Raw genomic sequence first — 25,831 nt, forward strand, 5'->3', positions numbered from 1 at the left:
TTGACGTATCTCTTTTCATCAAAACCACTACGGGAAATTCCGATATTCCGAGTTAGAGCCATCGTTTTATTAGCGCTCATTGTTTGGACCATGACAGGTCCTCTAGTTCTAACGATGGAATGTTTGATTAGACCGTCAGTATGGCTTCTATTAACTAAATGTTTTGGAAAGCATATACGCCTCCCTTCTGACGGTATGGAGACCAAGCACCTTACGCGTGTACTCAGGAGTTAAAATATGCAAACGTTGAAAGAATTCAAAAGAAAAGCCAGACTGACTGGGCTCCTCTTAAGTGGGCTGGGTCTCATGGCGGTATCACCCGCATTCGGTGGTGATGCTAGTTGTGCTCCTTCTTGCACACCAGCACAGCCCAAGGCTTGCTGCACCAAAGTGTACGAAGAAGCTGGTGACAAGCTGGCCACAGAACTGGAACGGTTATCAGCAGAGTGCTGTGCCCCCAAGACCTGTGCTCCAACCTGTACCGATCCCAACACCTGCTGTGGTGAAGAAGCATCCAGCGATGATGGCGATTGCTGCAGCGGACGTCTCACTCGTCTGTTCGACGACTGTGATGGCTGTGGTAATTTCCTCGAAGACAATGGCTGGAAACTCAGCGGTTGGTTGGAATTCGGTATTACCTTCAATGGCAACCGTCCACAAAACGATTTAAACACACCAGGTGTGGGATTCAACCAGGCTGACAGTCAGTTCATGTTGAACCAGCTCTACTTCGTTTTGGAAAAAGACGCTGCCGCCAACGAAGATTGCTTCGGTTGGGGTGGTCGTGTTGATATGGTTGTTGGTTCTGATGCTGCTGATACAGCAGTTTTCGGTGGTCCTAACAACACACCCAACTTTGACGGAACCTGGTCACAAAACGACACAGCAACTGCTAACCAGATCGGTCTGGCAATGCCTCAGTTGTACGCATCGTTATATGCTCCGATCGGGAACGGGGTGACATTGAACATCGGTCACTTCTACACCGTCATCGGATACGAAGTGGTGCCTGCTCCGGACAACTTCTTCTACTCACATGCTTATACCATGCAGTATGATGAGCCATTCACCCACACTGGTGCATTAGCCAGTACTGACCTGAGCGACAATATCTCTCTGACTGGTGGTATCACAACCGGTTGGGATGACTTCGAATCTCAGAACAACGAATGGAGTTTCCTCGGTTCTGTTGGCTGGACCAGCGATAGTGAAGATACTTCGCTGACATTTGCCATCAGCTCTGGTGGTGAAAACGATGCTTTCGGTGGAACTTCCAACCTGACTGTCTTCAGTATTGTTGCTCAACAAAAACTGAGCGACAATCTGTCTTACGTGTTCCAGCATGACCACATGTTCTACCGTAATGGAGACGTCAATGACCCAGGTCAGGACGCTGAAGCTTACGGCATCAACCAGTATCTGTTCTACGAAATGAGCGAATGTGCTCAAGCAGGTATGCGTGTTGAATGGTGGCGTGACCACAACGGAACTCAGCTGGGTAACCCCGGAACGGACTACTACGAAATCACAGCAGGTTTGAACTACAAGTTAAATTCCTGCATGCGAATTCGTCCTGAAGTTCGTTGGGACTGGGCTGACGGTGCTGATCCCTGGACCACATCAGATGGTGGTACCAAAGACAGCCAGTTTACTGTTGGTACAGACGTCATTCTCATCTTCTAAGACCAGCGGGTAATTAAACCCACGCTTCAAACAGGGAAACCTGATTGAGTTTGCTATAAAAAAAGGAGCCTTCTTCAGATAGTGAAGAAGGCTCCTTTAATTTTATATTCGCGGTATCGATTAATGTTTAAAATGCCGACGACCAGTAAAGATCATGGCGATCTGGTGCTCGTTACAGGCTTCAATCACTTCTTCATCGCGGACTGACCCACCTGGCTGAATAATCGCGGTCACACCAGCCTTCGCTGCTTCGTCAATACCGTCACGAAATGGGAAGAAGGCATCCGAGGCAACAATTGCCCCTTTACTACGATCTCCGGCCTTGTATGCCGCTATGTAGGAGGAATCGAGACGACTCATCTGACCTGCCCCCGCTCCCAATAGCATTTCATCTTTTGCCAGAATAATCGCATTAGATTTTACATGACGACACACGATCCAGCCAAAAGAGAGATCATGTAGTTCTTCGGACGTTGGTTCCCGTTTCGTGACAACCTTCCAGTCAGTACTGTCGTCTCGTAGTTCATCTCTCTCCTGAACCAGCAAGCCTCCCGATACTCTGCGATAATCCAGACTGGCAACCTCTGAAGGGGTCATCATCGGGCACTTCATCAGCCGAACATTTTTTTTCCACTTTGGTTTCGTAGTGAGTAACTCAAATGCTTCCGGTTCATAATCAGGAGCAATAATCGCTTCAATAAACCGGTTTGGTTCGCATAATTTCTCGGCGGTCTCCCGATCAACGGGACGATTAAAACTCATGATGGATCCAAACGCACTGACTGGATCGCCGGCATAGGCTTTTTCAAATGCCTCAGCCAGTGAATCTGCAGTGGCACATCCACAAGGATTTGTATGCTTTATCACAACGGCTGCAGGTGCGTCAAAATCACTGGCAATCTGTAAGGCCGCATCCAGATCCAGGAAATTATTATAAGAAAGCTCTTTCCCATTCAGTTGCTCTGCGTTCGCTACACTCGCAGCAGGCGGGTGTTTCTCAACGTAAAAGGCAGCACTTTGGTGAGGATTCTCTCCGTATCGTAATTGATCTCTCCGAACAAGATTAATACTCATCTGCTCTGCAAACCGGGAGTCAGCTCCTTCCTGGGCTGGCAAAACAGAGGACATGTAATTCGAAACGGCGCGATCATAGCAGGCCGTCATTTCAAATGCAGCTGCTGAAAGTTCAAGACGAAATTCTGGCGTTAAAGGACCAGCCTGCAATGCCTCGAGCACCCGGCTGTACTGCCCTTCCGAAGTCACAATCCCGACGTAAGCATGATTTTTGGCAGCGGAGCGGACCATACTCGGGCCGCCGATGTCAATCTGTTCTATGGCTTCCGCCAATGTGACATCAGGCTTGGCAATCGTTGCTTCAAATGGATACAAATTGCAGACAACCAACTCGAAGGGCACAATCTCAAATTCTTCGATGGCGGCCGCATCACCGGGCAAGTCCGGTCTACCTAGAATTGCACCATGCACTTTGGGATGCAACGTCTTGACACGTCCATCCATAATTTCAGGAAAGCCCGTGTACTCAGAGATATCAATGACATTGACCCCCTGCTCTTCCAGATAGCGACGGGTCCCTCCAGTAGAAATAAACTCAAACCCTAGTTCAGCAAGACCTTTCACAAAAACATCAAGGCCTGATTTATCACTGACACTGACCAAAGCACGACGCGGATGCGAATTACTCATTTGTTTCTTTATCAATCGCCTGAGAATGCAGAAAAACCACCGTTTTTCCACCAAGTATAGATTTGCCCCGAGTACTGACGATGCTGATTTTGCAGCATATTTTACTGCCAGACACTCAACGAAAAGTCAGTTTAGCTGCAATGCAATCAGAAAACAAACCTGGAGCAGCCGACTTTCACGAAAGCGAAGGCTCTTTACTGTTCAGTATTGGCATCCCCGGGAGCAGTCGCTGCATCCCCCGCTGTCGCACTCGTTTCTGGAGTGATTTCAGGCAGGATAGGATAGCGATCCTGATGTTTAAACCGGATCGGAAAAGGCAGGTCGCTCTGTCTCAGGCACATGATTAAACCTGATTCTGAAGAACAGAAAATACGGTCTGTCCGTTCATTCATTAATTTAATCCGATACTTCCTCAACGGGACTGCAGAAAGCACCGCACCATCAGTACGGGAGAGAACCAGCAGATTTCCAATCTCATCGGTGGCGTAGAGACGGTTCGGTGATAATGACACAAAAGAGGAGGCAAGTGGTTGCCACCATTGCTCCTGACCGGTTTCTGCTGAAAGCTGAAACAACCCTTTCTTTTTAGACGAAAGATAGACTTCATTTTCAAGCACAGTCACAGGCTTGCGAATAGGGAACGAAGTTCGAATTCTCCAACGCACAATACCATTTAAGATATTCAAGCAATACAAATTCTGATCTTCAGAGGCAAGGAATACGCTCTTCTCATCTTCAGCCAGACTGGCTGAGATTGGAGCATCTGTTTCAAATTGAAACGTGAGTTGACGGTCATTCAAAGTGACCGAATAAAGTGATCCATCCTGGCTGGCAAATAAAAGTGTACGGTTCGTAACAACCGGAGGTGTCGTCACCTTGTCGCCAGTCTGATATGTCCACCGGATCGCACTTTCCCGCCAGGACGGAAGCTTGGATTCATTGCTTAATTCTTTTAGCTTCCTTAAATCCCACGCATAGACACGTCCACTTAAGGTTCCGACATATACGGTATCTTCATCTACAGTGGGACTTGTGGATGCTGAACCGGGTAGTTGCAACTCCCAGTCAATTTCCCCACTCAACCTGTCAATCGAATACAGTTTGATGCCAACCGTGATAAAGACATATTTTGAATTTGAGACCGGAGGATAGCTGATGTTATTCCCGCGTCCCAACTGCGTGGCCCACAGTTTTTTTCCGGTTTCGTTATTAAAAGCAGTGATGATCCCAGCGGTTGAGAGGGCATATAAGTTGATTTCATCCAGTGTCAAATGAACGATTTTATCTCGCTGAGGGTCAACAGTTGCCTGTCCCCACCAGACACGGTCCAAGTCGTATTGCACCAACTCTCGTTTCGATAGCAATGATATGCCAACTGAAGATTCATTGAATCGCTGAGCTAAAAGACAATCATTCACAGAGATTGTCAGAATTAACACCAGACAACTAATAGTCAACTTCTTCCAAACAGACATATTAAGTTCTTTTCAAGTTTGATTCAGGAAACAGAGTTTGCTTGATGAAAGGTAAGGCTTCAGTGGCAGATACCATTACGTAATTTTCTCTTTTGAAGTTTACACCATGAACCCAACACGATCGAAATCTCTCTTTAAAAACAGACTGGGAATCCAGTCTCCTGTTCTACCTCGCATGGCTCACTCTACCCATTCTACCCACCCATCCAAGTGGGAATCCAGCATTGTTCGGGATAGATTTCGAGAATTTCCTGTACCGGAACTGAACATTTCAGTGTTATTCTCACCATTTATAGAGTCACCTGCAGAGAATTTCACGAATTTTCATTTTCAGAATAGAGCACAATCCTGCAAATCTGGAATCACCGGTAAAATTGAATCCCTTCCTGTTAAGATCTTTCGATTACTGACTCCAAAGCCTACAATAAAACAATTCATAGTGATCAACATCAATTCCACCGTGAATATCCGATTTGTGGCTCTATTTTGCTTCATTGGATATTATTTCGAATACCAACAATTTCAAAAGTGACCTGGTATGAGAACTCACATCACAAACGCCGAGCAATTCTGGAAAACGTATTTTAACTCAATCGTAGTGTTTTACATTTTGATTGGCTTGACTGCTTTAAACTGCTCCCCTGCCCAGGCTGATCTGATCAAACTCAAAAACGGTGGTGAGATTCGGGGGAAGCTTTTGCGAACAACCTCAAGTTCAGTAGAAACCCGCGTGATCCAGACTCTCTCAGGTGGGTCGATTGCCGTTAATTCTCAACATATTGAGTTCATCACAAATCGACCACTTTCAATTGAGAAGTATGAATCTCGTTCGAAAGAAATTGAGGATACCGTAGAGGCACATCTCAAACTCGCCGACTGGTGCTTAAAAAATCATCTCAATGCACAACGGCTTGAGCAAATGGCAAATGTAATTCAACTTGATCCCGATCACTCCAAGGCGCGAGCGGCACTTGGATATACAAAACGCAACGGAGAATGGATGACGCGCGATGAAGTTATGCGCAACAACGGTTATATCAAATACAAAGGTCGCTATGTCTCTTCCGCTGAACTGGAATTACTTGAGAAAAACCAGGCTGATCTGGAAGCAGAACGAAAATGGATCAAGAAAGTCAAACTCTGGCTGATCTGGATCAGTGGCAATGATTTATTACAACAACAGGAAGGCTTACAGAATTTCCAAGCCATTAATGATCCTCATGCAGTCGCAGCCCTGGGCCGTTTGCTGGGCAAACACAAACACATGGCGATTCGGTCGCTGCTGATCTCAACTCTCGACCAGATTCCGGGGGATAAACCACTGCGGCCACTGTCTGAACTGGTTCTGACAGATCCGGTCAAAACCATTCGACAGACTGCGCTTGATGTGCTCACAAAACGCAACGCAACGCAAGCAATCGCATTTTTTATTGAAGGCCTGAAAAACAAATCAAACGTTATTGTTCAGCGGGCAGGTCAAGGCCTTGAAGCAATCGGAGACCGAACCGTCGTCCCTGACCTGATCTCTGCCTTGACAACCAGGCATACGTACCGCGTTAGAGTTCCCGACACCACATCAACCTACAGCTACAATACTAATGGCACATTCGGTGGCTCGGGCGTGGTCCTGCCGCCAAATATCGAAGCAGGTTTGTTGGCGGGGCGTTACCCGAATGGAGTGATTGTACTTCCGTCGCAACAACCCAAAGTACAGATGCGGACGGTCTCTGTAAAACATTTACATCAAAACGAAGCCGTTCTGCTTGCATTACAAAAGATCACGCAACAAAACTTCGGCTACAATGAAAGACTCTGGCGACTCTGGTGGGCTTCTACACAAAATCAAACGGGAGTGGTTCCAGTACTTCAATAAACCACAGGATCCAGGAGTGGACAACATCTCATGCCAGATCAACAGCCAAATCAGCGTTCAACCAGTTCTAACGTTTGTCGTAGTGCTTCCAGATGCGAATCATAATTTTTCCAGCGGTCCATTCCAGAACGATTCATCGGTCGACGAACCTGCCAGTTACTTGCCGTCGTGACAGGTCGATTGTTGTCTTGGAATTTTAAACAACGGTCATCCCAAGCGACGTCGATGAAATCAATCAACTTTCGCGAGACTTCTTCCTGGTTCTCTACCAGATCAGAATAATGCAACTCGAATGGTGCCTCTGGTAAGACTTCCTTCCAATGCTGCATCAACCGCTCATATTCACGGTAATAGAGTCCCAGATGTGTCAGGTTAAACGAATATTCGTGCCCGCGTCGGAAACGCTGAAAATAGCAGGACAGACAGGTATCAAGCGGATGCCGCTGGCTATGAATCACTTTTGCCTCGGGCAACATGATGGCAATTAATCCAAGATAGAGAAAATTGCTTGGCATTTTATCAATGATGCGAACTGCCGAATGATCAAACGTCCGCAACCGACGCAAATACGCATCTGCAAAACCGGAGAAGACCTGCTCAGGCACATGAGCCAGATAATCGGGAAATTCAAGTTTCTGAGTCGCATGCTGCTTCATTGTACCAGCGATACTGGCAATATCAGGTAATTCTCCTGCCCCATGCACATCAGGATGGCTGGATAATATTTGCTCCACCAGCGTTGTACCAGTTCGTGGCATTCCCACAATAAACACCGGGACTTTACTCGGATTCCCTGCTGCAACCAGACTCTGAATCATTTCAGCAGAAAATACAGAAATCATCTGATCGATTTCATTTCTGAACTGATCAATTTCAAACGAAGCATTCTTGAAGCGATTCCCCATCTCATAAAATGCAAATGCTTTATCGTAGTCCTTAATATCATTAAAGATTTTTCCAGCCGCAAAGCCCAGAAAACAACGATCGACATCAGACAGATCTGTTCGCGATGCCTGCTGTTCGACTAGAGAAACAATCCCATCGTCGGCTTGAAATTTTCGGGCCGCTGAATAATTGAAATAGGCTTCAGCGTAATCGGGCTTCAATTCCAGTGCCGTCAGATAATGCTGTTCTGAAAGTTTAAAGTCTCCCACCAGGCGATAGACTGCCGCCACATTATGATGGAATTCGGCAACATTCGGTTTGAGCGCAATCGCTTTCTTCAGACGTTCGATGCCCGACGCATAATCACCACTGTTCGAAGCAGCCAGCCCATAGTAATGTAGAAAATTTGCATTATTGACATTGGCCGGGTAATACGGCGTTAACAGCTCTTCTGCTTTTTTTGCCTGGTTAGCCTGGAGTAATTTGACTGCTTCAGCGAGGAGATTTGCCATTGTTCCCCGATACTGCTTCTGAACGATTTGTGAGATAATGCGAAGAGATAGATCGCCGATCAATCAGAGTCGGAAATGGAAGGTCTTGCGGAAGTAGCGCCATATCCATTGGCCCGTCGTTAATTGACTAACCAGAAATCGAGCTTTCCCTCGCATATTGGCTCGGAACAAGACAACATCCTCATCAAGTGGGACGATTGCCTGATATGCCGTGCTGGTTAGCTTTTCCCGACCATCCTTATCAGTAACCGTTGGCAATTCCCCACCCATTTTATTGGAGAGAGTCGGTGGCACATAATCCAGGTGCCCATGTGCAACGCGTTCTATTTTTGACTGATACGTTTTATCGGGCAAATGTTCCAGCTTGAGTTCGACTGACTGGTCCACGTTAAAGTCATTCCGGTATTCCTGATCGATAAATAAGACCGCCTGATAACGAGACTCGGGAGCAATACTCAACATGTGAGTCCCTTCTTCAAGATAGCAGTTAGCATTCTTGGCATCGAGGGGCGTCCCAAACCAGCGCGATAATTGCTTTTTTGAATCAGATAATTTGGGTTCAGGCTGACTTGCCGGTGCGACGACAGTTCCACTGATCGGAGCAATTACTTTCATATTTCCCAATTGTGTTTCAATTTCTGCAATCCGTTCTTCGATCGTCGCTAATTCTTCTTTTGAAACTTTCACACCTGCCAGATCACCTAAGGCTCGATATTTCTTGATCTCTCCTTCCTGGACAAGACGTTGATTTTTTAATTGATTGAGCTCATCTTCCTTCTCAAGATTCACAATGCTCGCCAGAAGCTGTCCTTTTTCCACATGCTGTCCCGGTTCAACATAGATCTGATCCAGTCGCCCACTCTCAGTAGTACGAACATGCTGAACGTCGTAGCCTTCGACGATAAAAGGCGCTTCAAAATGCATGGGAACTGGGATCAGAAGAATTCCAAGAATCACAGCGGCGAAGACAGTCAATGTCGCTGATACTTTCCAGTAATTCATGGGTTCGGTCCTCGGTGCAGAAATAATTTTGTAAATGTTGGAGACAATCCCCCAGATGAATGTCACTACTGAAATGACTGCCAGTGTGACACCAATACTTTGTAAATCATATGGTTTCAGTACGGTATACAGAAACAGCGTAATACCGAACATAATAAACCAGCGATACAACGACGCGGAGATCGCATAAACGATAAACCAGAATTTACCGGTTTCCGGCATAAAGGGATCTCGCTGAGATTCGATCCCCAGACAATACCAGGCAAATGTATCGCGAAGATGTTTGTCCGCTTTTTGCCTTAAGTTGGGTATTTCCAGCAAATCGCTCATCATATAGTAGCCATCGAACCGCATCAGCGGGTTGGCATTAAAGATCACGGTTGTGACCGTTGAAACGAAAAACAGGTTCAATGCCAGGTGGTTCAGCAGACCTGGTTTTGTAAACCACCAGACCCAGACAGCAACCGCCGACATAATCACTTCGATATACATCCCCGCGCCGCCGATAATGATCCTCTGCCATTTGTTTCTCAGCATCCAGGAATCGGAAACGTCGCAATAGAGACAGGGGCTGAAAACCAGAAACATGATTCCCATCCCGTGACACTCACCGCCATAATGCTTGCACGATAAACCATGGCCAAACTCGTGAACGACTTTCGCGGCACCGAGTACAAACCACATGTAAATCAGGTTCGGCCAGCCAAAAAACTGCTGAAATTCAGGCAATCGACTACGAAATTCTTCAAATTGCACACCGATCAGGATCCAGGAAGAGACAATCAGCAATGCGAACATCATCGTTGCCCAGGGACGCCACATCCATTTCACATAAGGATATAACCATTGCAGCGTTGTTTCCGGGTCCCAACCGGGAAGTCTGAGATACATCAGATTACGAAAGGTCGTCACTAATTTCTTTTTATGTTCTTCCCGCCGCTGTTTGATCAGTGTGACACCTTGTCCCGGCCGTCCACTGGTCAGCAATCCTTTGCGGTATAAGTCAGAAATCAATTGCTGAATTTCCGAAATCGAAAGCAGCAACGTCGGATATTGCCGATGTACCTCATCTTTGATCTCATCAGGATTGCGCTCTCCATTTAGCAGATTCAAGATATAGAACTGTTCCGGGTGAAGTCGCGTGTACTTGAGTGATACCGGATCTTTAATCACCCAATATCCCAGACCTTTATAATGAATCCACTTGCTGATTAAATCATCGCGCACACTCAACGGAATTGGCCGTTCGGTTGAGGATGTCATGGATTCGCTTAAAGTGCTCATATGCCGTAAATGTCTTTAACAGGAAAGGATACTCAAAAATATCAGCTCAGTGGGTCATTCGATTTCCTATTTTTTGACGGTACTTTCTGCAGCCACTTTATTTTCGGTTTTATCTGGCAAAATTTTCATCGTCGCCATATAACCGGCTTTCAATTCATTTTCCGGATTTTCCACTTCCGCCCAGACACGAATCGACTTTCCATGAATCGGTTCGACTTCTACGTCAATAAATGTGATCCGGCCCGTGTATTTATTCTCTTCAATGGGAAGACGAATTCCGGGAATGTCTAACTGGACCTCCACCGGCGTTCCTATATGAAACTTCCAGGTATCTTCCAGATTGACATAACATTCTACTTTGACCCGTTTCGTACTTACGAGTTCCAATACCTCATCACCGTGGCGAACGACTTCACCTGTCGAACGGAATTTTTTCGTGACAATCCCATCAAAGGGGGCAGTGACCTTGGTCTCTTCGATCTGAGCATCAATTTCTTCAAGCTGTAACTTACTCATCTCAAATTCGAGCTCAGCCTGTTCAATTTGTAAATCGCTCTTTTCTGCATTCAGTTGCAAACGTTTAATATCCAAATCAGAAATCGCTTTCGCGACTCGTTTATTAATATCCAGATTCATTTCCAGTTCAACATAAGCCGTATCACGTGCTTTTTTGGAATAACGAATTTCAATATCATTCGATGAGCGTTTTTCGGCAGTCTTTCGCGACGCCTGTAATGCATCACTCTTCAATGCTGCTACAATCTGCCCTTTTTTAACCTGTTCCCCTTCATTCGGTTCTACAAATTCGAGGACTCCCGGGCGATCACTTCCCAGAATTACGCGGTCAATCAATTTAATACGACACTCATTCACAGTAATTTCAGCCCCTGGACTGGGTGGAGTCACCTTTTCTTTGGCCTGATCTCCCGCATCAAGGTTCTGTTCAGCCAGAATCATGCTGGTTCCGATCATCAAAATCACGCCGAAAAAAGTATTCACGAAGCTTAACTTCATTTCTTCACCCTCAAATTGAATCCGAAATTTTTGTAAATGCGGAAAATGTTTCCCGATACGCCGATTTATCAACAAATGCTGTTTGATATAAATATAGACACTTCGGAGCCTCATATCTAACGCTTGACTCCCCCCTCTGACAAGCAATTTTCCACAATGCGTTCATGATTTTTTGGAGGGAGGTTGGAACATAACGCCAGGTTGAATCTAGGCACCCTTGCTGCATAAATAACACATTTCACCCATTCGCCCTATTTGTCTTTTATTTCAAAGGCCCCAGTCAACCCATTCAGAATGAGGCTTCTCGTAAATCTTTATCAGATTATGAATTATAGCCAGTTCTCATTATACGCATGTTATACTTTAAATTTTGGACCGTCTCATACTTTAGAAGGCCATTTATAGGAATCATCCCCCTTAAACCGGTTAGACAAACCTTCCGTTTCAATTACGCAACATGGGGGAAATTTTAAGTTTACGGCAAAATACGATTTTGCAAACGCCCTCCTTCCTGAATAAAATCAGTGAATGTAAGATTGTCCAGACAATAAATATTGGTGTAGCATTTCACTAAAAACCATATTTTCCGGCAGTCTTACCGTATAATTTCCAGAAGACATCCGTCTTCAGGAATTTGAGAACCGGTAATAAACAGACCCAACAGGTAACTTAGTTCGATGACAAGCACCCAATCACCCAGTCAAACTCGTGAACGCGTTATTCGAATTGCACGGGAAATCGAAGAGTTCGCTCATTCAAATGTGGCCGCGGAGACATTCTTTCGGGAATTTCTCAGAAGAGTGGTTGCCGGTCTGGGAGCAACGGCAGGAGCAGCCTGGTTAATCGACGAAAGCGGTCGGCTGGCTATAAAAAGTGAAGTGAATCTGGCAGACACCGGTTTCTATGAAGAACCAGAAGCCATTCTGAAAAATCAACGGCTGTTATCTGACGTGTTATCAACGGCAGAAGCACGTATCTTCACCGCAGACAACGAGAGTGACGTCCATTTACCGACTGACAACCTCATTATTGTCGCTGCATTAACCATCCGAAAGAAGCCGGTTGGCGTTATTGAAATCTTTCAGCGATCGAATTCTCCCAAACAGGCCCACCCTGGCTATCTGCAATTTGTAGAGCAGATGTCAGGTTATGCTTCGCATTATCTGACAGAACGCGAAAAAGCCAGTCAAACAGATTCCTCGCTCGAAGCCTGGGAAGAAGTTGATCAGTTCGTACAACAAATTCATCGCAGCCTTGATTTAACCGAAGTCTCCGCCACCATCGTTAATGATGGGAGACAATTACTCGACGCAGACCGAGTCAGCCTGGCGATGCAATACGGCAAGAAAACCGTCATTGAAGCCATCAATGGTCAGGATAAAGTGAATAAGCGAGCCAACACGGTTCGGCTGCTTTCTAATCTGGCAAATAAAGTACTTTCCATGCGGGAAACATTTATTTACTCGGGGGCAGTCGAATCCATTCCGCCTCAGATTGAAGAACCGCTGGCAGATTATCTGCAGGAAAGCGGAACTCGGATGATCATGATCCTCCCACTTTTTGAACCTGAGCAGGTCATTAAAAGCGATGAAGAAGCGCTGGGGGGGCGTCAAAAAGATGTCCCCAAAAAACTCATCGGCGGTTTGATTGTTGAGCAAATTACCGACAGTCAACCACGACCACACTTGGAAAAACGTGCCGACCTGCTCGCAGGTCATATTGCCAGTGGAATTGCGAACTCCCGCAATCATGAAAGCATTTTCCTGATGCGTTTCTGGCGATTTATTGGCCGATGCTTTGCGGCTTTAAGAGGAAAAACGCTTGTCAAAACACTGGTCATTACAGCCTTGATCGCAGCGGCAGGAGTCGCTCTGGCTTTAGTCCCCTATGATTACCGTGTCAGCTGTGATGGCAGACTGATGCCGACAGTTCAACGGGAAGTTTTCACTAACTGGGAGGGAGAAGTTGTTGCGATTCATGTCGAAAGCGGTCAACGAGTGAAAAAAGGAGATCTGCTGATCGAGATTCGTAATGAAGACCTCAAAACCCAGGTCGTGGATACCCAAAACAAGTTGAAAGAACTTCGCATCCAATCGTTTGCCACCAATGCCCGTCTTCAGGCTGGCAACAACAATAGTCGCCCCACTGAAGATGACATCAATCTACGCGGGAAACTATATGAGTTACGGACTCAGATTTTCGGTGTAGAGAAGCACTTAGAGATTCTGAAGAGTCGTCTGGACAAATTGAATGTGAAAGCCCCCATTGATGGTGTCGTTACAACATTCCAGATCGAACAACTTCTAAGAAACCGTCCCGTACAACGCGGGGAATTATTGCTGGAAATCATGGATCCGACAGGCCCCTGGCAGTTGGAACTTGACGTCGAAGAAAAACGAATGGGCCACATTCTCAGAGCCACCGAGAAAAAAGGAGATATTGGTCTGCCTGTTGAATTCATTCTGGCAACCTCGAACGAATTGACTTATGAAGGCGAAGTGACCGAAATCTCAACACGTGCGAATTCGTCTGAAGAGAGTGGCAGTATTGTGGAAACCTATGCCACCTTTAATAAAGAGGAACTGCCCATGCTGCGGATTGGTGCAGAAGTCAGTGCAAAAATCGACTGTGGAGAGCGTAGCTTGTTCTATGTACTCTTTGGCGATGTCGTAGAAACCTGCCGACGTTACTTCTGGTTTTAATCCGCGTTGATTCAACAAAACCTGAAACACAAACAGCTCCCCCGTTTGAAAACCGGGGGAGCTGTTTTGTTAACTCAGTGCTCAGACAGAATCAATTCTTGTCTTCCGTTTTCGGTGCTTCTTTTTTCACTTCTGTTTTTGCAGGCTCTGCCTTGTCAGCATCTGCTTTCTTGGCTTCTGCTTTTTCATCATGTTTATGATCATCGTGATCGTGGCCTTTATGGTCACCGTGGTCATGATCTCCGTGTTCGAGATCGACATGGAAATGATCTTCGCCCACATCCAGATGGAAATGACCGTTCAAATCCGATTCCGCTTTAATTGAATCCGGAATCGCTTTTCCTGCTGCGACAAATCGCGAGGACTTGCCTTCTTTTTCGCCCTCGAGTGGTTTGGCAGCCAAAGGGATTTCGTGCTCGTCGTCACCCACTTCCAGATCAAAGTCGATGGACTCCCCTTCAATGGGAAATGGTGTTTTCGCATCCGGGCCCAAAATAAACGCCGTCAAAGTCCGTTTATCATTATCGAAGACGACTTCCATATGATATTGTTCTTCACCTACTTCTAAAAGATGACCGCCATTCGGCCCATGCTCATGTGCGTGATCATGACCATGTTCGGCTTCCGCAGAGGCCTGTGAATCTTTATCATCAAAGGTACGAGTATCATCCTTGGATGAGCAGCCCACAAATAATGCCAGGCCGAAACTACAAACTGCGACACAAAACGTTTGAGAGAAACGCATATTCCATTCCTTATCTAAGCATACCAGACTCTTGAATTAACTTTTTTGCCCTTGCAGCCACTCACTGCCTGCGGGAAATCATAACAGGATCACATATAAAGAAAAGCATTTTGCAATAGATTTGTAAACCGCTTATTGAATCCCCTCTTCCTGAGCCTGTACGAAATCGGATTCTTCTTCCTGGATGTAAGTTTTCCCACGATAAAACCGGGCTACAAAAACAAACAGCATCGCCGCCACAAACATCAGACCAGAGAAGAACCAGAAATAGTCAGCTCCTTCCAACCGCGAAGTCTTTTCATCAATCATAATAAATTCATTCACACCCGAAGTGAGCAAATTCCCCACTGTTACTGAAAGCAGATAAAGAGACATGATAAACGACTTCATCGATGTAGGAGCCTGCGTGTAGGCAAATTCGAGACAGGTAATGGAAATCATAACTTCGCCCGCTGTGATCACCAGATACGGAACTGCCTGCCAGAGCATATTGGGTGGGTTGTCTGGAGACCGGTCAATGGCGAGCTGAATCAAAGCGACAATGGCAAAGGAAGCCGCCGTCAAAAAGAAACCAATCGAAATTTTCCTCAACGGAGTCAGAGGAAAAACTTGATCGATGAGTGGATAAACGACATAGTTAAATGTCGGCACCAGAACTAAAATGAAAAAAGGATTGAATGCCTGAATCTGAGCTGCTTTTATTTCAAATTCTCCAATAGAAACCGTCTTCATCTGAGTCGCTTGAAGCACCCAGGTTGATCCCGTCTGGTCGAATAACGACCAGAAGATCGGCACAAACACGTAAAATAGTACGGAAAGATTGAGTATGGCTTGTATCCCCTCTTTACCTAGCGTCTCGGTACGAAATTTTTTCCAGCCCGAGGGGGGAATGTGCACGAACCGATTCCGCCCCATCCAAAACAGAATTGTCGCGATTAACATCAATACCCCAGGCAAGCCAAATGCATAATGCGGTCCATATGCTTTAAGGATCTCGGGTATCAAGAGAGAGGAAACGAATGCGCCTAGATTAATCGCGATGTAAAACCAGCCGAATATTTTACTCAAAAGATGCTGGTTCTGTTTGCCAAATTGATCTCCCACGTGTGCCGAGACGCAGGGTTTAATCCCCCCGGATCCAATGGCGATCAGCGTCAAGCCGAGAAAGAGCCCCATCCGCGTCTCGTCAATCGCAAGTGCCAGATGCCCGAGACAGTAGACGACAGAGAGCAGCATAATTGTTTTATATTTACCCCAGAAGACATCCGAAAGTATCGAGCCTAATAGGGGGAAAAAATAAGCCGAAGCGACAAAGTAATGAAACACGGCAGTCGCTTCAGTGCCCGACATATGATCCGTTTTACCGCTGGCATTCAACAGGTATTGCGTCATAAACACAACCAGAATGCCCCGCATCCCATAAAAGCTGAATCGCTCTGCAGCTTCGTTCCCGACGATATACGGTATCCCGGAGGGCATCGATGTTTGAGGTACGGGAGCCGTTTGATAATTTGCCTGTGCCATTGATCTATGAAGTCCTTCCACAAAGGGGCGGCGCTAGTGTTTGATTATTCGTCTCTCTGCAAGTCTGTTTCAATGCGTTCTACCTGAACCCCGTCTTTAGTCGGAGTAAATTGATAAATACAATCTGCATAGCGCTCAAACGTCGATGGATCGTGGTGGCTGATCATAATGATCTGAAAACCGAGTGCCTGCCCTGCCTCATGAATAATTTTGACTAACCGAGGCACCAGATCGGGACGTAACCAGCAATCCTGTTCATCCAGAACCAGAACGCGGCGGTGCTCTGACTCATCCAGCGTCATCAAAGCAAACATCCGCAGTCCCACAGAAAGAACATTGGCCACCGAGCCCCCCTGGCCTTTCATGATGTCCTCCGTATTTCCCTCACGTTCGATCTGAAATTCAACCGTGGCTGCGTTGCGTTTCCATTCCGCCACCGCTTTCAACTTGAGTGGCTGTTCCAGAACTTCCTGCAGCGCGATGGTGAGTTTCTCCTGAATCAACTGCAGCTCCTGCTCAAACAGTTGCCCGCTCAAGGTTTCCAACGCTTCCGTCACCTGTTCCGAAATCGCGATGTACTTTTCTGTTTCCTGAATTTGCTCAGCCAGTTGGGACGCTTCTTTCTCTTTCTGCTTGCGCACGGCTGACAACTCCCAGCATTTACGTTGTAAATGGAGTGGCGAGCGCAACGCTCCTCGAGAAGAAGGCGATTCCTGGTTGGAAAACATCTCAGTCATGACGTCAGTTCAAATCCGGTCTTATGTTTTTCAGGAGGCATCCGTAGCGTGATGCTCTGTGTCAATTTTTGCTAAATCGGCTTCGATTTTTTCCAGCGTCTGATGATACTCAGCACGCTTGCGTTCATTTTCCGCCTTGATCTGTTTCAGTTTTTCCTTCAGCTCATCCAGCTGATCCGTTCCGTACTCATCCTGCGCCTGCTGTTTGAGTTCATTCAGATTCTTTTGGGCATTCACCAAATCGCGTTCTGATTCGATTTTGCGTTTATTCAATTTTTGAAACTGCTCTGTCAACGTTTCGATATCGGGAACAAACCCTTGATTATTGGACGACATCTTTTGAAACCTCACTTGCTAATTTTCTAATTTCGTCTGCGATGGATGGTTCAAACTGCTCCAGATTTTTCTTCAGGAACAGTTGTAAGCCAGCGCCTGTATCCGTCTTGCGCGACTGCAAATCTGCTAACCCTGAAATAAAGGCAGAAGGAATACCCTCTTCAGTTTCCTCTAAGACTTCTTCATAAAAGACTTCATCAAACACCTGATGCGGCACTTCGATTACGGACCGTTCCCAACCATTGGCTGTGACTTCCAGTTTCAGCACAGAAGGAATATGTGCTCGCGAGGCATCACTGCGCGATCGGCGAATGATATTGCCGGGAGTCACCCATGTCGTCTGCCCTTTGATCACATCTTCCAGTGCTCGGTGGATATGGCCGTTAATGACATAATCCACGCCTTCGATTTCATACGGTTTAAAATGCCCCTGATCTTCATAACCGGGGACAATCAGGTCATGGTGTGAAACCCAGATCACCAGCGACCTTTCATCCCCCTCACCAAGCTCAATGTTTTTCGGCAGTTTTCTCCCCCAGGAAGTCCCTCCAATCATCACAGAACGCCCCGCCATCGTCCCCCGCCAGGGTGTCTCTTCGGAAAGCAAACGGTACTTGCCTGCCTGGACAAGAATGCTCAGCGTATCATGCTCATTTAGTTGATTTTCTCGACAATCATGGTTCCCGTAGATTCCATACACCGGAGATTCAAACAGAGCCAGTAACTCATAGAGCAACCAGTTTTGATTATCGCGAGGCACATGAAACAGATCGCCGAGAATGACGGGGAGTAGTTGCTGTTCTTCCGCAGTCTTCAGGCACCACCGCAGTTTCTCCAAGACAACCTTGGGATAATCGTCTTTACGAAAACCGGGAACCCGCCCCTCGATATGTGGATCACCAATCAGAAGTACGCCGCAATATTCATCACGTTCCATGTGCGTGCCCCTTCAATCCCATTTCCGCAGTCTGTATGAATTGCTCTGGCTCCATTTCGGCACCACAAGTCGGACAGGTCGGATTTTCCTTCGCCCAGTTCACAAGTTCCACCCGAACTGATTCATATTCTGCTTCACACTCCTGATACGCTTTTTGTAATTGATTGAATTGAGCCTGAACCGCTTCCCATTGCTGACAAATCTGTTCGACTTGATACAAATCAGCCATTTCAGGAGGCGGAGTGCAACTTTCTAAAACCCGGGACTCGATCCGGTCGAGATCCGCTCTTTCGTAAGCAGCATCAAGTTTCTCAATCAATTTCTGGAGTGGTCCCGTCTCTCTCAATAGGGGCGGCTCGTTTAAGTCATCCAAACATTCGCCTGTCGCACTCGCCCGTTCACAATTCTGTTCCTGTATCTGAATTTCTTCTATCAATATATTCAGTGAACGCTCATCCGCTAATTCCGGTGGCTCATCTAAAGTGAACAGAGTCGATACCTGGAACTGTGTTTGCAGCATCTGCTGTTCAATCTCTTTCAGTCTCCGTGTCAACAACTCCAAAGGTTTCTCTGGCACCTGATTGAGTTCTACTGGCAATAAACCCAACGCTGCGACGTCCTGTTCCAATTTCACAACATACTGTGCCGACTCATCCAAACTCTGTATCAGGTGTTCCAGCTTTTGAATCTGTTGATCTTCAGCCTGTAACGCTTCATATGTTTTACCGAGCTGTTCCAACTTCGATTCCAGATCGGGAATTGGCTTCAAAATTTCCAGGGTCGTCGCAATCTGTTTTGCTTCCGCCTGTTGACGCTGAAAATCCTGCTGAGCTGTCTTGACCTTTCCCCGATGCAGTTTCTGCATCTCAATCAGCAGAGAGGCATCTGAAGAGGAAGCGAAAAAGCGCGCCGCCCGACTGCCTCGTTCTCCGAGCAGAAAGATCGGCGATTTTTGCTCACCAAAATGGACGTCGAACTCGTCACTGTCTCCTGCTTTGACTTTGGAAAGTCTTAGTACTTCGTCTAGTTGCTCAGGAGTTTTTCGATGAATGTCTACTCCATCGATACAATAGCTGGCGTTTTTCTTTTTCCGCTTCCACTCGATGGTATGACCATCATCCGTTTCCACAATCACGCGGCACTCTTTGGCGCCATGCCTGATCATGTAATTCCCTTTGGTATTCTCTGTCAGGTTTTGCAGGGCAGAGACAAAGGCAGACTTGCCGCAATTATTGGGTCCCGTCAGAACGGTCAGCCCTGACGACAGATCAATCACGGTATGTGAGTGGCTCATAAAGTTATGTAAAGTAATCCGTTTTAACATGACTGCAAGTATAATCTCCGCCGCTTAGAATTCACAGGATCGGCCTACCTGGTATTTCAGATCCTACTGAGAATCAAACCATTGCTTTTCCCGGGGAATTCGAGTCAAATAAATAGCAACGGGGTCATGAGCCTGAATTTTCGGCCCTCTTCCTGAACTCTCTTAAAAGATCGATTTAAGGTTCGTCCATGATCAACTCTTACAAACTCCTGCTGGCGATTGTTTTTATGCTAAGTCTCTCACTTCCGACTCAGTCGACATCAGCGGCAGAACAGTTCTGGGTCTATGTCGGCACCTACACCCGCGGCAGCGACAGTCAGGGAATCTACCAACTACAAATGGATCCCAAGTCAGGTAAACTGACGCATCTAAAAACGATAAAAAATGTGGACAATCCCTCATTTCTTGCGATTCATCCCAACCAAAAAACTCTATTTGCCGTTAATGAAATTTCCGATTTTGAAGGCCAGAAAGCGGGTGCTGTCAGTTCTTTCTCTATTGATCCCCAAACAGGCGAATTAAAATTCCTCAACCAGCAATCCTCAAAAGGCGCAGCCCCCTGCCATCTTGTCGTTGATGAGACGGGAAAGTACGTCCTGGTCGCCAATTACACAGGCGGGAATATCTGCTCGCTCCCTATTCGCAAAAATGGAACACTAAAAGAAAGTGCGTCGTTTGTTCAACACACAGGCTCCAGTGTGAACCCGGCCCGCCAGAAAGCACCGCACGCCCATTCAATTAACCTAGATCAGCAAAATCAACACGCAATTGTCGCCGACCTGGGTATTGATCAACTGCTGGTTTATCAATTTGACTCTGAAGACGGCTCGTTGAAACCAAACTCAATTCCAGGAATCAAACTCCCTCGCGGTGCAGGTCCAAGGCACTTTGCCTTTCATCCAACCGGAAAATGGGGTTATGTGATCAATGAACTAAATCGAACGATTACCGCCATGGATTATGACTCAAAAAATGGTTCGTTTCAGGAAATCCAGACGATCTCCACGGTTCCTGCAGGAACCCCCGCAAAAGGAAACTCAACCGCAGAAGTTCAGGTACACCCTTCAGGTAAATTCCTGTATGGTTCAAATCGGGGTCCCAACACACTGGCAATGTACCGGATCGACGAACAAACCGGAAAATTGACCTCCCTCGGTTTCCAATCAACTGGTGGTGCAATCCCACGGAATTTCAAGATTGATCCGACCGGAAAATTCTTACTGGCTGCCAATCAGGAGACAAACAATATCGTCGTCTTCAAAATCAATCAAAAAACCGGAGTCCTAAAAGAAACAGGGCATGAAATTCAGGTTCCCAAACCAGTCTGTATCAAATTCCTGCCTGTACCATCTACACCTTAGGACTGAAGTAACCTATAATTACGACAGTTCCATCAGGGACTCAAATTCACCATCAGGTGGATGCGCCTAAGCCAAGCATACCGCACTAACAGGTGGCTAATCATTTCAGACTTCTAAGCAGAGTACTCTAATCGATGTGGGTTAAAATTTGCGGGATCCAGGATCCTGATACCGCTTGTATGATCGCAGACTTGGGAGCATCCGCGCTGGGACTGAATTTTTATTCGCCCTCGCCCCGCTCAATTGATGTCGCTCAAGCCCTCAAGATCAAAACAGCAATGTCCGATCGGGACACCGCACTGGTCGGACTATTTGTTAAACACTCTCTGATCGAGGTAAAATCCGTTTGTAATGAACTTGATTTAAAAATAGTCCAGCTACACGGCGATGAGCCTCCCGAGTTTTTAGCCGAATTGGTGCAATCTTTTCCAGAGCTCAAAATCATACGTGCGTTTCGTGCCAAGGAGCCGGATCTGTCTCCCCTGACAGATTTTCTGACCGAATGTGACCAATGTGGAAAACGCCCGGATTATGTGCTAATCGACGCTTATTCACCTCAGGCCTATGGGGGGACAGGACATGTTGCCCCTTGGGAGATGATCCACGACCAGTACCGTGAACGAGAATGGCCCCCTCTGATATTGGCCGGGGGATTAACCCCTCAAAATGTAGCTGAGGCAATCCAAACCGTAAAACCGTTTGGCGTCGATACTGCCAGTGGAGTGGAGAACGCCCCTGGTATCAAAAGTCAAGATATGGTCAAAGAGTTCCTGATTGAAGCAGAAAAAGCGTGATAAAACTTTGCTAAAGACGGTATAATAGCGCAGAGTAACAGGCAGAATAATGAAGAATCGAGACAGTTTTATATAACTGCCTTGAGAATCGCGGAATAGAGTCATACCATATATCCGAGACAGGAATGTCTGAAGGTGTGACGATGAGTCGCTAGCAAACTACAGGAGAGGTGAGAAACAAGTTGTTTCTCCAGGGAATAATAATATGTCAACCGATTATAAAATCTTATTGATCGAAGATGACCGCGAGATTTCCAGCACACTAAGTGGTGTCATCAAATCAGCGGGATACAATATCATAGTGGCTCCAAACGGTCTCGAAGGGCAGAAACTGGCCCAGTCTGAGAATCCCGATCTGGTGATTACCGACATGATGATGCCCAAGATGGGAGGTTTTCCTGTTCTGGAAAGTTTGAAATCACTTCCTTCTCCACCGAAGGTTATTATGATTACTGCCAACGAAGGGGGCCGGCACAAAGCGTATGCGGAAATGCTGGGAGTCGACGACTATCTGAGAAAACCATTTGCTATGGATATTTTTCTGGAAGCCATAGCACGTGTCTTAGCCAAAGACAAAAACAGTGATGAATCTGAGAAACCTGCCAAGGGTCCCATTACCCGCTCACGTAAAAAATCCTGAACCCACCTTGCTTGTCAGGCACTGGCCACAAAAGCTACATAGTACCAGTACAATCCTGTCAATGATGTCAGCGTAATATCAATTGTGGAGATCCAGCCCAGTTTTTTATGCAGGTTGCTATGCGCGCAGGGTGCGGGGGGATTCGGAATTCGCTTGAGTGCCAGAAACAGAGTCGTCGCCCAGAAGATTGGGGTCGTGATGGCAAAGACCAGATGGACATAGAGTACCTTTTTTACGTAACCAAATTGCTCTGGCGTCAGTGGTATTTCACGCTGGTTGACAATATTCTGCCATCCCCCATGCATGATCTGCACATCAATTTCAAACGCAGAGACTGCCACCAGCAATACCGCCCCAAGCAAAATCTGCAGCTTTTTATGCAGTGCAAAATTGCGTTTGATTTTGACGGTAAACAGGCTGAACAACAATAAGGGTACGATCAAGATGAGTGCAGAAACGACGAAATCCAACATAAATGTTGAGCGATAGCCTAAGAATCCGTGTTCCATCTGAGAATCCTGCTTTATTTGAGGGGTTGGTTTCTAACCTGTTGATGTCGAACAATATCAGAACTTTCAAACCTCTCCAAGATCAGCCTGTCTATTGTCAGATTTCCCTGACGAAAAAGATTACTTAAGCGAAAGATCCAGTTTTGGTGATCCTCCGCTTGAAGTCGCAGACAGACTGTTGATAAATTGGGCTTGTCGAAGCGTTAGCATTATTTAATTGAGCCGTTCATCAGGAAACACAGGAGGTGTTCACGTGCAAGTGTGCGGCGTGATTCCCGCGAGACTGCAATCATCCCGTCTCCCCAGAAAATTATTACTGAATGAGACCGGAAAGTCCTTGATTCAACACACTTGGGAGGCTGCATCAAGCTCTGAAAAATTAGACCGCTTGATCGTAGCCACCGACAGTCTGGAGATTTTGGAAGTCGTTCATGGATTTGGAGGGAAAGCCTTCCTGACAGGTGAGCATCCCAGCGGTACCGATCGGATAGCAGAAGTCGCTGTCAAAGAACTCTTTGATGCCGATATTCTGGTTAACATTCAAGGAGATGAACCAGAAATCTCCCCAGATTTTATTGACCAGTTAATCGAGCTTTTACTTCAGTCATCTCAGGCTGAGATGGCAACGTTAGCGACTCCCATTCGGGATGTTCAACAATTACAAGACTCATCCTGCACCAAAGTAGTCTGTCGCACCGACGGATCTGCGATGTACTTTAGTCGCCTGCCAATTCCTTTTACCAGAGATATTGAGCCGGCAACTCTGTTACCCGAGCAGAGTCCCTGGCTGTTACATTTAGGTATTTATGCGTACCGTAGACCATTTTTGCTGGATTTAACGAAAATTCCTCCCACACCAATGGAACAGCTGGAAAAATTAGAACAACTACGTGCTCTGGAGACCGGTGCCACGATTCAAGTCGCCCAAGTTGCACATCCTTCTGTAGGGATTGATACTCCGGAGGATTACGCTCAGTTCGTAACACGTTATAATCAGGAAAATTCATAGCCAACAAACGGTGGCATTGGGTAAAATAGATCATCGAACAATTGGAAACGATGAACTCTTTCAAATGCAGCAACAAGCCTGCGTCGCACTTGAATCAACACAAGAAATATCACGACTTAATTAGCAGATAGTGAAATGACCAAACACACGACTAAACACATTTTTGTCACCGGCGGCGTTGTCAGTTCGTTAGGAAAAGGACTCACTTCCGCCTCAATCGGGCTGCTCTTAGAACAACGTGGGTTACGGGTCCGTATGCAAAAACTCGATCCATACATCAACATCGATCCTGGCACAATGAATCCATATGAGCATGGCGAAGTCTATGTATTAGATGACGGCTCGGAAACGGATCTGGACCTTGGTCATTATGAGCGATTTACAAACAGCCCGCTCTCCCGCAAATCGAATTATACAACCGGTCAAATCTATCAACGGGTTATCGAAAAAGAACGCCGTGGCGAATACCTGGGTGCCACCGTACAGGTGATTCCGCACATCACTGATGAAATTAAAGAGTCAGTCTACAACCTCGACAGCTCAGACGTTGATGTTGTCATCACCGAACTGGGAGGAACGGTCGGGGATATCGAAGGACTTCCTTTCCTCGAAGCAATTCGTCAGATCCCGCTGGATATTGGAAAAGAAAACTGTCTGTTCATTCATTTGACGCTGGTCCCCTACATCAAAGCCGCAGGGGAAATGAAAACCAAGCCCACCCAGCACAGCGTGGGGTTATTACGCCAGATTGGTATTCAGCCTGATGTCTTGATCGTCAGAACCGAACGCCCCATGGACAAGGACCATGCTGACAAAATTGCCTTGTTCTGTAATGTGGAAAAAGGGGCCGTCATCGAAGAAGTCGATACGGAATTTTCAATTTATGAAGTACCAGAAGGCCTGGCAAACGATGGACTTGATAAACTCATCATTCGCAAATTACAGTTAGATGCAGAACCACTGGACCTTTCCAACTGGCGAACTCTGCTGAATCGCATCAAAAACCCGGAACACGAAGTGACCATCGCCGTGGTAGGGAAATACATCGATCATAAAGATGCTTACAAATCGATTTATGAATCTCTGTTTCATGCCGGCTTCCATCATTCCACACGAATTCTTCTCAAACGCATTGAAGCGGAAGAAGTCGAACGCCAAGGTGCTGACAAGTTACTTTCCAATGTCGACGGAATTCTGGTTCCTGGTGGATTTGGGAAACGGGGAATTGAAGGAAAAATCGCGACGGTTCAGTATGCCCGCGAAAACAAGATTCCTTACTTTGGAATCTGTCTGGGTATGCAATGTGCGGTAATTGAATTTGCGCGCAATGTGTTAGGCTTACCCGACGCGCATAGTACCGAATTCAATAGTGAAACCAACGCCCCTGTGATTTGTCTGCTGGAAGAACAAAAAGAAATCACGGAAAAAGGGGGCACGATGCGTCTCGGAGCACAGGACTGCATCATCACCAAAGACTCAAAGGCCCATACCTGTTATGGCGCTGATTCCATCAGCGAGCGGCACCGCCATCGTTATGAGTTCAATCCCGAATATAAAAAACAGATGATTGAAGCCGGCATGATTCCAACAGGCACCAGCCCCAATGGAAATCTGGTCGAGATTGTAGAAATTCCGGATCACCCCTGGTACCTCGCCGTGCAGTTCCATCCGGAATTCAAATCTAAGCCCGTCAGTCCACATCCACTGTTTGCCGGCTTTGTTGCAGCGGCCTTGAATTACCACCAACAGAAAGTCCGCGTGACTGTTTAACGAGTGATGTA

Annotated in this window: 20 protein-coding genes; 8 read left to right on the plus strand and 12 right to left on the minus strand. The window is 46.5% G+C overall.

Features of this window, described 5'->3' with window-relative positions; translation table 11 throughout:
* The first annotated feature begins 237 nt into the window (after positions 1-237).
* Positions 238-1,683 (plus strand): porin, encoded by a 1,446-nt coding sequence (locus tag Enr17x_RS16605; protein ID WP_145310615.1) that lies wholly within the window; start codon positions 238-240, stop codon positions 1,681-1,683.
* A gap of 120 nt (positions 1,684-1,803) precedes the next feature.
* Here Enr17x_RS16605 and purH read toward each other — a convergent pair whose 3' ends face one another.
* Together purH and Enr17x_RS16615 are read right to left on the minus strand one after the other, a co-directional pair.
* The gene (gene purH, locus Enr17x_RS16610; RefSeq protein ID WP_145310617.1) at positions 1,804-3,387 is read right to left on the minus strand and encodes a bifunctional phosphoribosylaminoimidazolecarboxamide formyltransferase/IMP cyclohydrolase; all 1,584 of its coding nucleotides are present in this window, start codon (positions 3,385-3,387) and stop codon (positions 1,804-1,806) included.
* Between the two features lie 194 nt (positions 3,388-3,581).
* Complete coding sequence (locus tag Enr17x_RS16615; protein ID WP_198000625.1) at positions 3,582-4,730, minus strand: outer membrane protein assembly factor BamB family protein; 1,149 nt, start codon at positions 4,728-4,730, stop codon at positions 3,582-3,584.
* A 670-nt stretch (positions 4,731-5,400) separates the two neighbouring features.
* Between Enr17x_RS16615 and Enr17x_RS16620 the strand changes: the two genes are divergently transcribed.
* A complete protein-coding gene (locus tag Enr17x_RS16620) occupies positions 5,401-6,735 on the plus strand; it encodes a HEAT repeat domain-containing protein (RefSeq protein ID WP_145310621.1) in 1,335 nt (444 codons plus the stop codon).
* Between the two features lie 50 nt (positions 6,736-6,785).
* Here Enr17x_RS16620 and Enr17x_RS16625 read toward each other — a convergent pair whose 3' ends face one another.
* The 3 genes from Enr17x_RS16625 to Enr17x_RS16635 form a co-directional block, all read right to left on the minus strand.
* Positions 6,786-8,132 carry a sulfotransferase gene (locus Enr17x_RS16625; protein WP_145310623.1) on the minus strand — a complete coding sequence of 449 codons (1,347 nt, stop codon included), beginning with the start codon at positions 8,130-8,132 and terminating at the stop codon, positions 6,786-6,788.
* A 63-nt stretch (positions 8,133-8,195) separates the two neighbouring features.
* Positions 8,196-10,418 (minus strand): HlyD family efflux transporter periplasmic adaptor subunit, encoded by a 2,223-nt coding sequence (locus tag Enr17x_RS16630; RefSeq protein ID WP_145310624.1) that lies wholly within the window; start codon positions 10,416-10,418, stop codon positions 8,196-8,198.
* 66 nt (positions 10,419-10,484) lie between these two features.
* Positions 10,485-11,432, minus strand: coding sequence for an efflux RND transporter periplasmic adaptor subunit (locus tag Enr17x_RS16635; RefSeq protein WP_198000626.1), 948 nt, complete (start codon positions 11,430-11,432; stop codon positions 10,485-10,487).
* 677 nt (positions 11,433-12,109) lie between these two features.
* Between Enr17x_RS16635 and Enr17x_RS16640 the strand changes: the two genes are divergently transcribed.
* Positions 12,110-14,134 (plus strand): HlyD family efflux transporter periplasmic adaptor subunit, encoded by a 2,025-nt coding sequence (locus Enr17x_RS16640; protein WP_145310628.1) that lies wholly within the window; start codon positions 12,110-12,112, stop codon positions 14,132-14,134.
* Positions 14,135-14,225: 91 nt separating this feature from the next.
* Here the strand turns inward: Enr17x_RS16640 and Enr17x_RS16645 are convergent, their stop codons facing one another.
* The 6 genes from Enr17x_RS16645 to Enr17x_RS16670 form a co-directional block, all read right to left on the minus strand.
* The gene (locus Enr17x_RS16645; RefSeq protein ID WP_145310630.1) at positions 14,226-14,879 is read right to left on the minus strand and encodes a hypothetical protein; all 654 of its coding nucleotides are present in this window, start codon (positions 14,877-14,879) and stop codon (positions 14,226-14,228) included.
* Between the two features lie 132 nt (positions 14,880-15,011).
* Complete coding sequence (locus Enr17x_RS16650; protein WP_145310631.1) at positions 15,012-16,403, minus strand: POT family MFS transporter; 1,392 nt, start codon at positions 16,401-16,403, stop codon at positions 15,012-15,014.
* 44 nt (positions 16,404-16,447) lie between these two features.
* Positions 16,448-17,044: a P-loop NTPase family protein gene (locus tag Enr17x_RS16655; protein ID WP_232100751.1), complete on the minus strand. Its 597-nt coding sequence runs from the start codon at positions 17,042-17,044 to the stop codon at positions 16,448-16,450.
* A gap of 126 nt (positions 17,045-17,170) precedes the next feature.
* The gene (locus tag Enr17x_RS16660) at positions 17,171-17,476 is read right to left on the minus strand and encodes a DUF342 domain-containing protein (RefSeq protein ID WP_145310634.1); all 306 of its coding nucleotides are present in this window, start codon (positions 17,474-17,476) and stop codon (positions 17,171-17,173) included.
* A complete protein-coding gene (locus tag Enr17x_RS16665; protein ID WP_145310636.1) occupies positions 17,463-18,413 on the minus strand; it encodes a metallophosphoesterase in 951 nt (316 codons plus the stop codon). Before Enr17x_RS16665 ends, Enr17x_RS16660 begins: the two co-directional genes overlap by 14 nt.
* The gene (locus Enr17x_RS16670; RefSeq protein WP_145310638.1) at positions 18,403-19,737 is read right to left on the minus strand and encodes an AAA family ATPase; all 1,335 of its coding nucleotides are present in this window, start codon (positions 19,735-19,737) and stop codon (positions 18,403-18,405) included. Before Enr17x_RS16670 ends, Enr17x_RS16665 begins: the two co-directional genes overlap by 11 nt.
* A gap of 188 nt (positions 19,738-19,925) precedes the next feature.
* Here Enr17x_RS16670 and Enr17x_RS16675 point away from each other — a divergent pair, with 188 nt between their 5' ends.
* The 3 genes from Enr17x_RS16675 to Enr17x_RS16685 all read left to right on the plus strand — a co-directional run bounded on the left by Enr17x_RS16675 (position 19,926) and on the right by Enr17x_RS16685 (position 22,532).
* Positions 19,926-21,098 carry a lactonase family protein gene (locus tag Enr17x_RS16675; RefSeq protein ID WP_145310639.1) on the plus strand — a complete coding sequence of 391 codons (1,173 nt, stop codon included), beginning with the start codon at positions 19,926-19,928 and terminating at the stop codon, positions 21,096-21,098.
* Between the two features lie 134 nt (positions 21,099-21,232).
* A complete protein-coding gene (locus Enr17x_RS16680; protein WP_145310641.1) occupies positions 21,233-21,892 on the plus strand; it encodes a phosphoribosylanthranilate isomerase in 660 nt (219 codons plus the stop codon).
* A gap of 205 nt (positions 21,893-22,097) precedes the next feature.
* A complete protein-coding gene (locus Enr17x_RS16685) occupies positions 22,098-22,532 on the plus strand; it encodes a response regulator transcription factor (protein WP_145310642.1) in 435 nt (144 codons plus the stop codon).
* Between the two features lie 14 nt (positions 22,533-22,546).
* Here the strand turns inward: Enr17x_RS16685 and Enr17x_RS16690 are convergent, their stop codons facing one another.
* Entirely contained in the window at positions 22,547-23,041 is a 495-nt protein-coding gene (locus Enr17x_RS16690) for a DUF420 domain-containing protein (protein WP_145310644.1), read from the minus strand.
* Between the two features lie 253 nt (positions 23,042-23,294).
* On the opposite strand from Enr17x_RS16690, the gene kdsB reads away from it, so the two are divergent.
* A complete protein-coding gene (gene kdsB / locus Enr17x_RS16695; protein ID WP_145310645.1) occupies positions 23,295-24,050 on the plus strand; it encodes a 3-deoxy-manno-octulosonate cytidylyltransferase in 756 nt (251 codons plus the stop codon).
* 135 nt (positions 24,051-24,185) lie between these two features.
* Positions 24,186-25,820, plus strand: a complete 1,635-nt coding sequence (locus Enr17x_RS16700; protein WP_145310647.1) for a CTP synthase — start codon at positions 24,186-24,188, stop codon at positions 25,818-25,820.
* Positions 25,821-25,831 lie beyond the last annotated feature (11 nt).

Source organism: Gimesia fumaroli (genome assembly GCF_007754425.1).
Taxonomy (GTDB): domain Bacteria; phylum Planctomycetota; class Planctomycetia; order Planctomycetales; family Planctomycetaceae; genus Gimesia; species Gimesia fumaroli.

Excerpts from the sequence above, each read along its gene's own strand:
- purH (WP_145310617.1), bottom strand. The coding sequence starts at position 3,387 with ATGAGTAATTCGCATCCGCGTCGTGCTTTGGTCAGTGTCAGTGATAAA.
- Enr17x_RS16620 (WP_145310621.1), top strand. The coding sequence starts at position 5,401 with ATGAGAACTCACATCACAAACGCCGAGCAATTCTGGAAAACGTATTTT.
- Enr17x_RS16635 (WP_198000626.1), bottom strand. The coding sequence starts at position 11,432 with ATGAAGTTAAGCTTCGTGAATACTTTTTTCGGCGTGATTTTGATGATC.
- Enr17x_RS16630 (WP_145310624.1), bottom strand. The coding sequence starts at position 10,418 with ATGAGCACTTTAAGCGAATCCATGACATCCTCAACCGAACGGCCAATT.
- Enr17x_RS16625 (WP_145310623.1), bottom strand. The coding sequence starts at position 8,132 with ATGGCAAATCTCCTCGCTGAAGCAGTCAAATTACTCCAGGCTAACCAG.
- Enr17x_RS16665 (WP_145310636.1), bottom strand. The coding sequence starts at position 18,413 with ATGGAACGTGATGAATATTGCGGCGTACTTCTGATTGGTGATCCACAT.
- Enr17x_RS16670 (WP_145310638.1), bottom strand. The coding sequence starts at position 19,737 with ATGTTAAAACGGATTACTTTACATAACTTTATGAGCCACTCACATACC.
- Enr17x_RS16700 (WP_145310647.1), top strand. The coding sequence starts at position 24,186 with ATGACCAAACACACGACTAAACACATTTTTGTCACCGGCGGCGTTGTC.
- Enr17x_RS16660 (WP_145310634.1), bottom strand. The coding sequence starts at position 17,476 with ATGTCGTCCAATAATCAAGGGTTTGTTCCCGATATCGAAACGTTGACA.
- Enr17x_RS16605 (WP_145310615.1), top strand. The coding sequence starts at position 238 with ATGCAAACGTTGAAAGAATTCAAAAGAAAAGCCAGACTGACTGGGCTC.
- Enr17x_RS16690 (WP_145310644.1), bottom strand. The coding sequence starts at position 23,041 with ATGGAACACGGATTCTTAGGCTATCGCTCAACATTTATGTTGGATTTC.
- Enr17x_RS16650 (WP_145310631.1), bottom strand. The coding sequence starts at position 16,403 with ATGGCACAGGCAAATTATCAAACGGCTCCCGTACCTCAAACATCGATG.
- Enr17x_RS16680 (WP_145310641.1), top strand. The coding sequence starts at position 21,233 with ATGTGGGTTAAAATTTGCGGGATCCAGGATCCTGATACCGCTTGTATG.
- Enr17x_RS16640 (WP_145310628.1), top strand. The coding sequence starts at position 12,110 with ATGACAAGCACCCAATCACCCAGTCAAACTCGTGAACGCGTTATTCGA.
- Enr17x_RS16675 (WP_145310639.1), top strand. The coding sequence starts at position 19,926 with ATGATCAACTCTTACAAACTCCTGCTGGCGATTGTTTTTATGCTAAGT.
- Enr17x_RS16685 (WP_145310642.1), top strand. The coding sequence starts at position 22,098 with ATGTCAACCGATTATAAAATCTTATTGATCGAAGATGACCGCGAGATT.
- Enr17x_RS16645 (WP_145310630.1), bottom strand. The coding sequence starts at position 14,879 with ATGCGTTTCTCTCAAACGTTTTGTGTCGCAGTTTGTAGTTTCGGCCTG.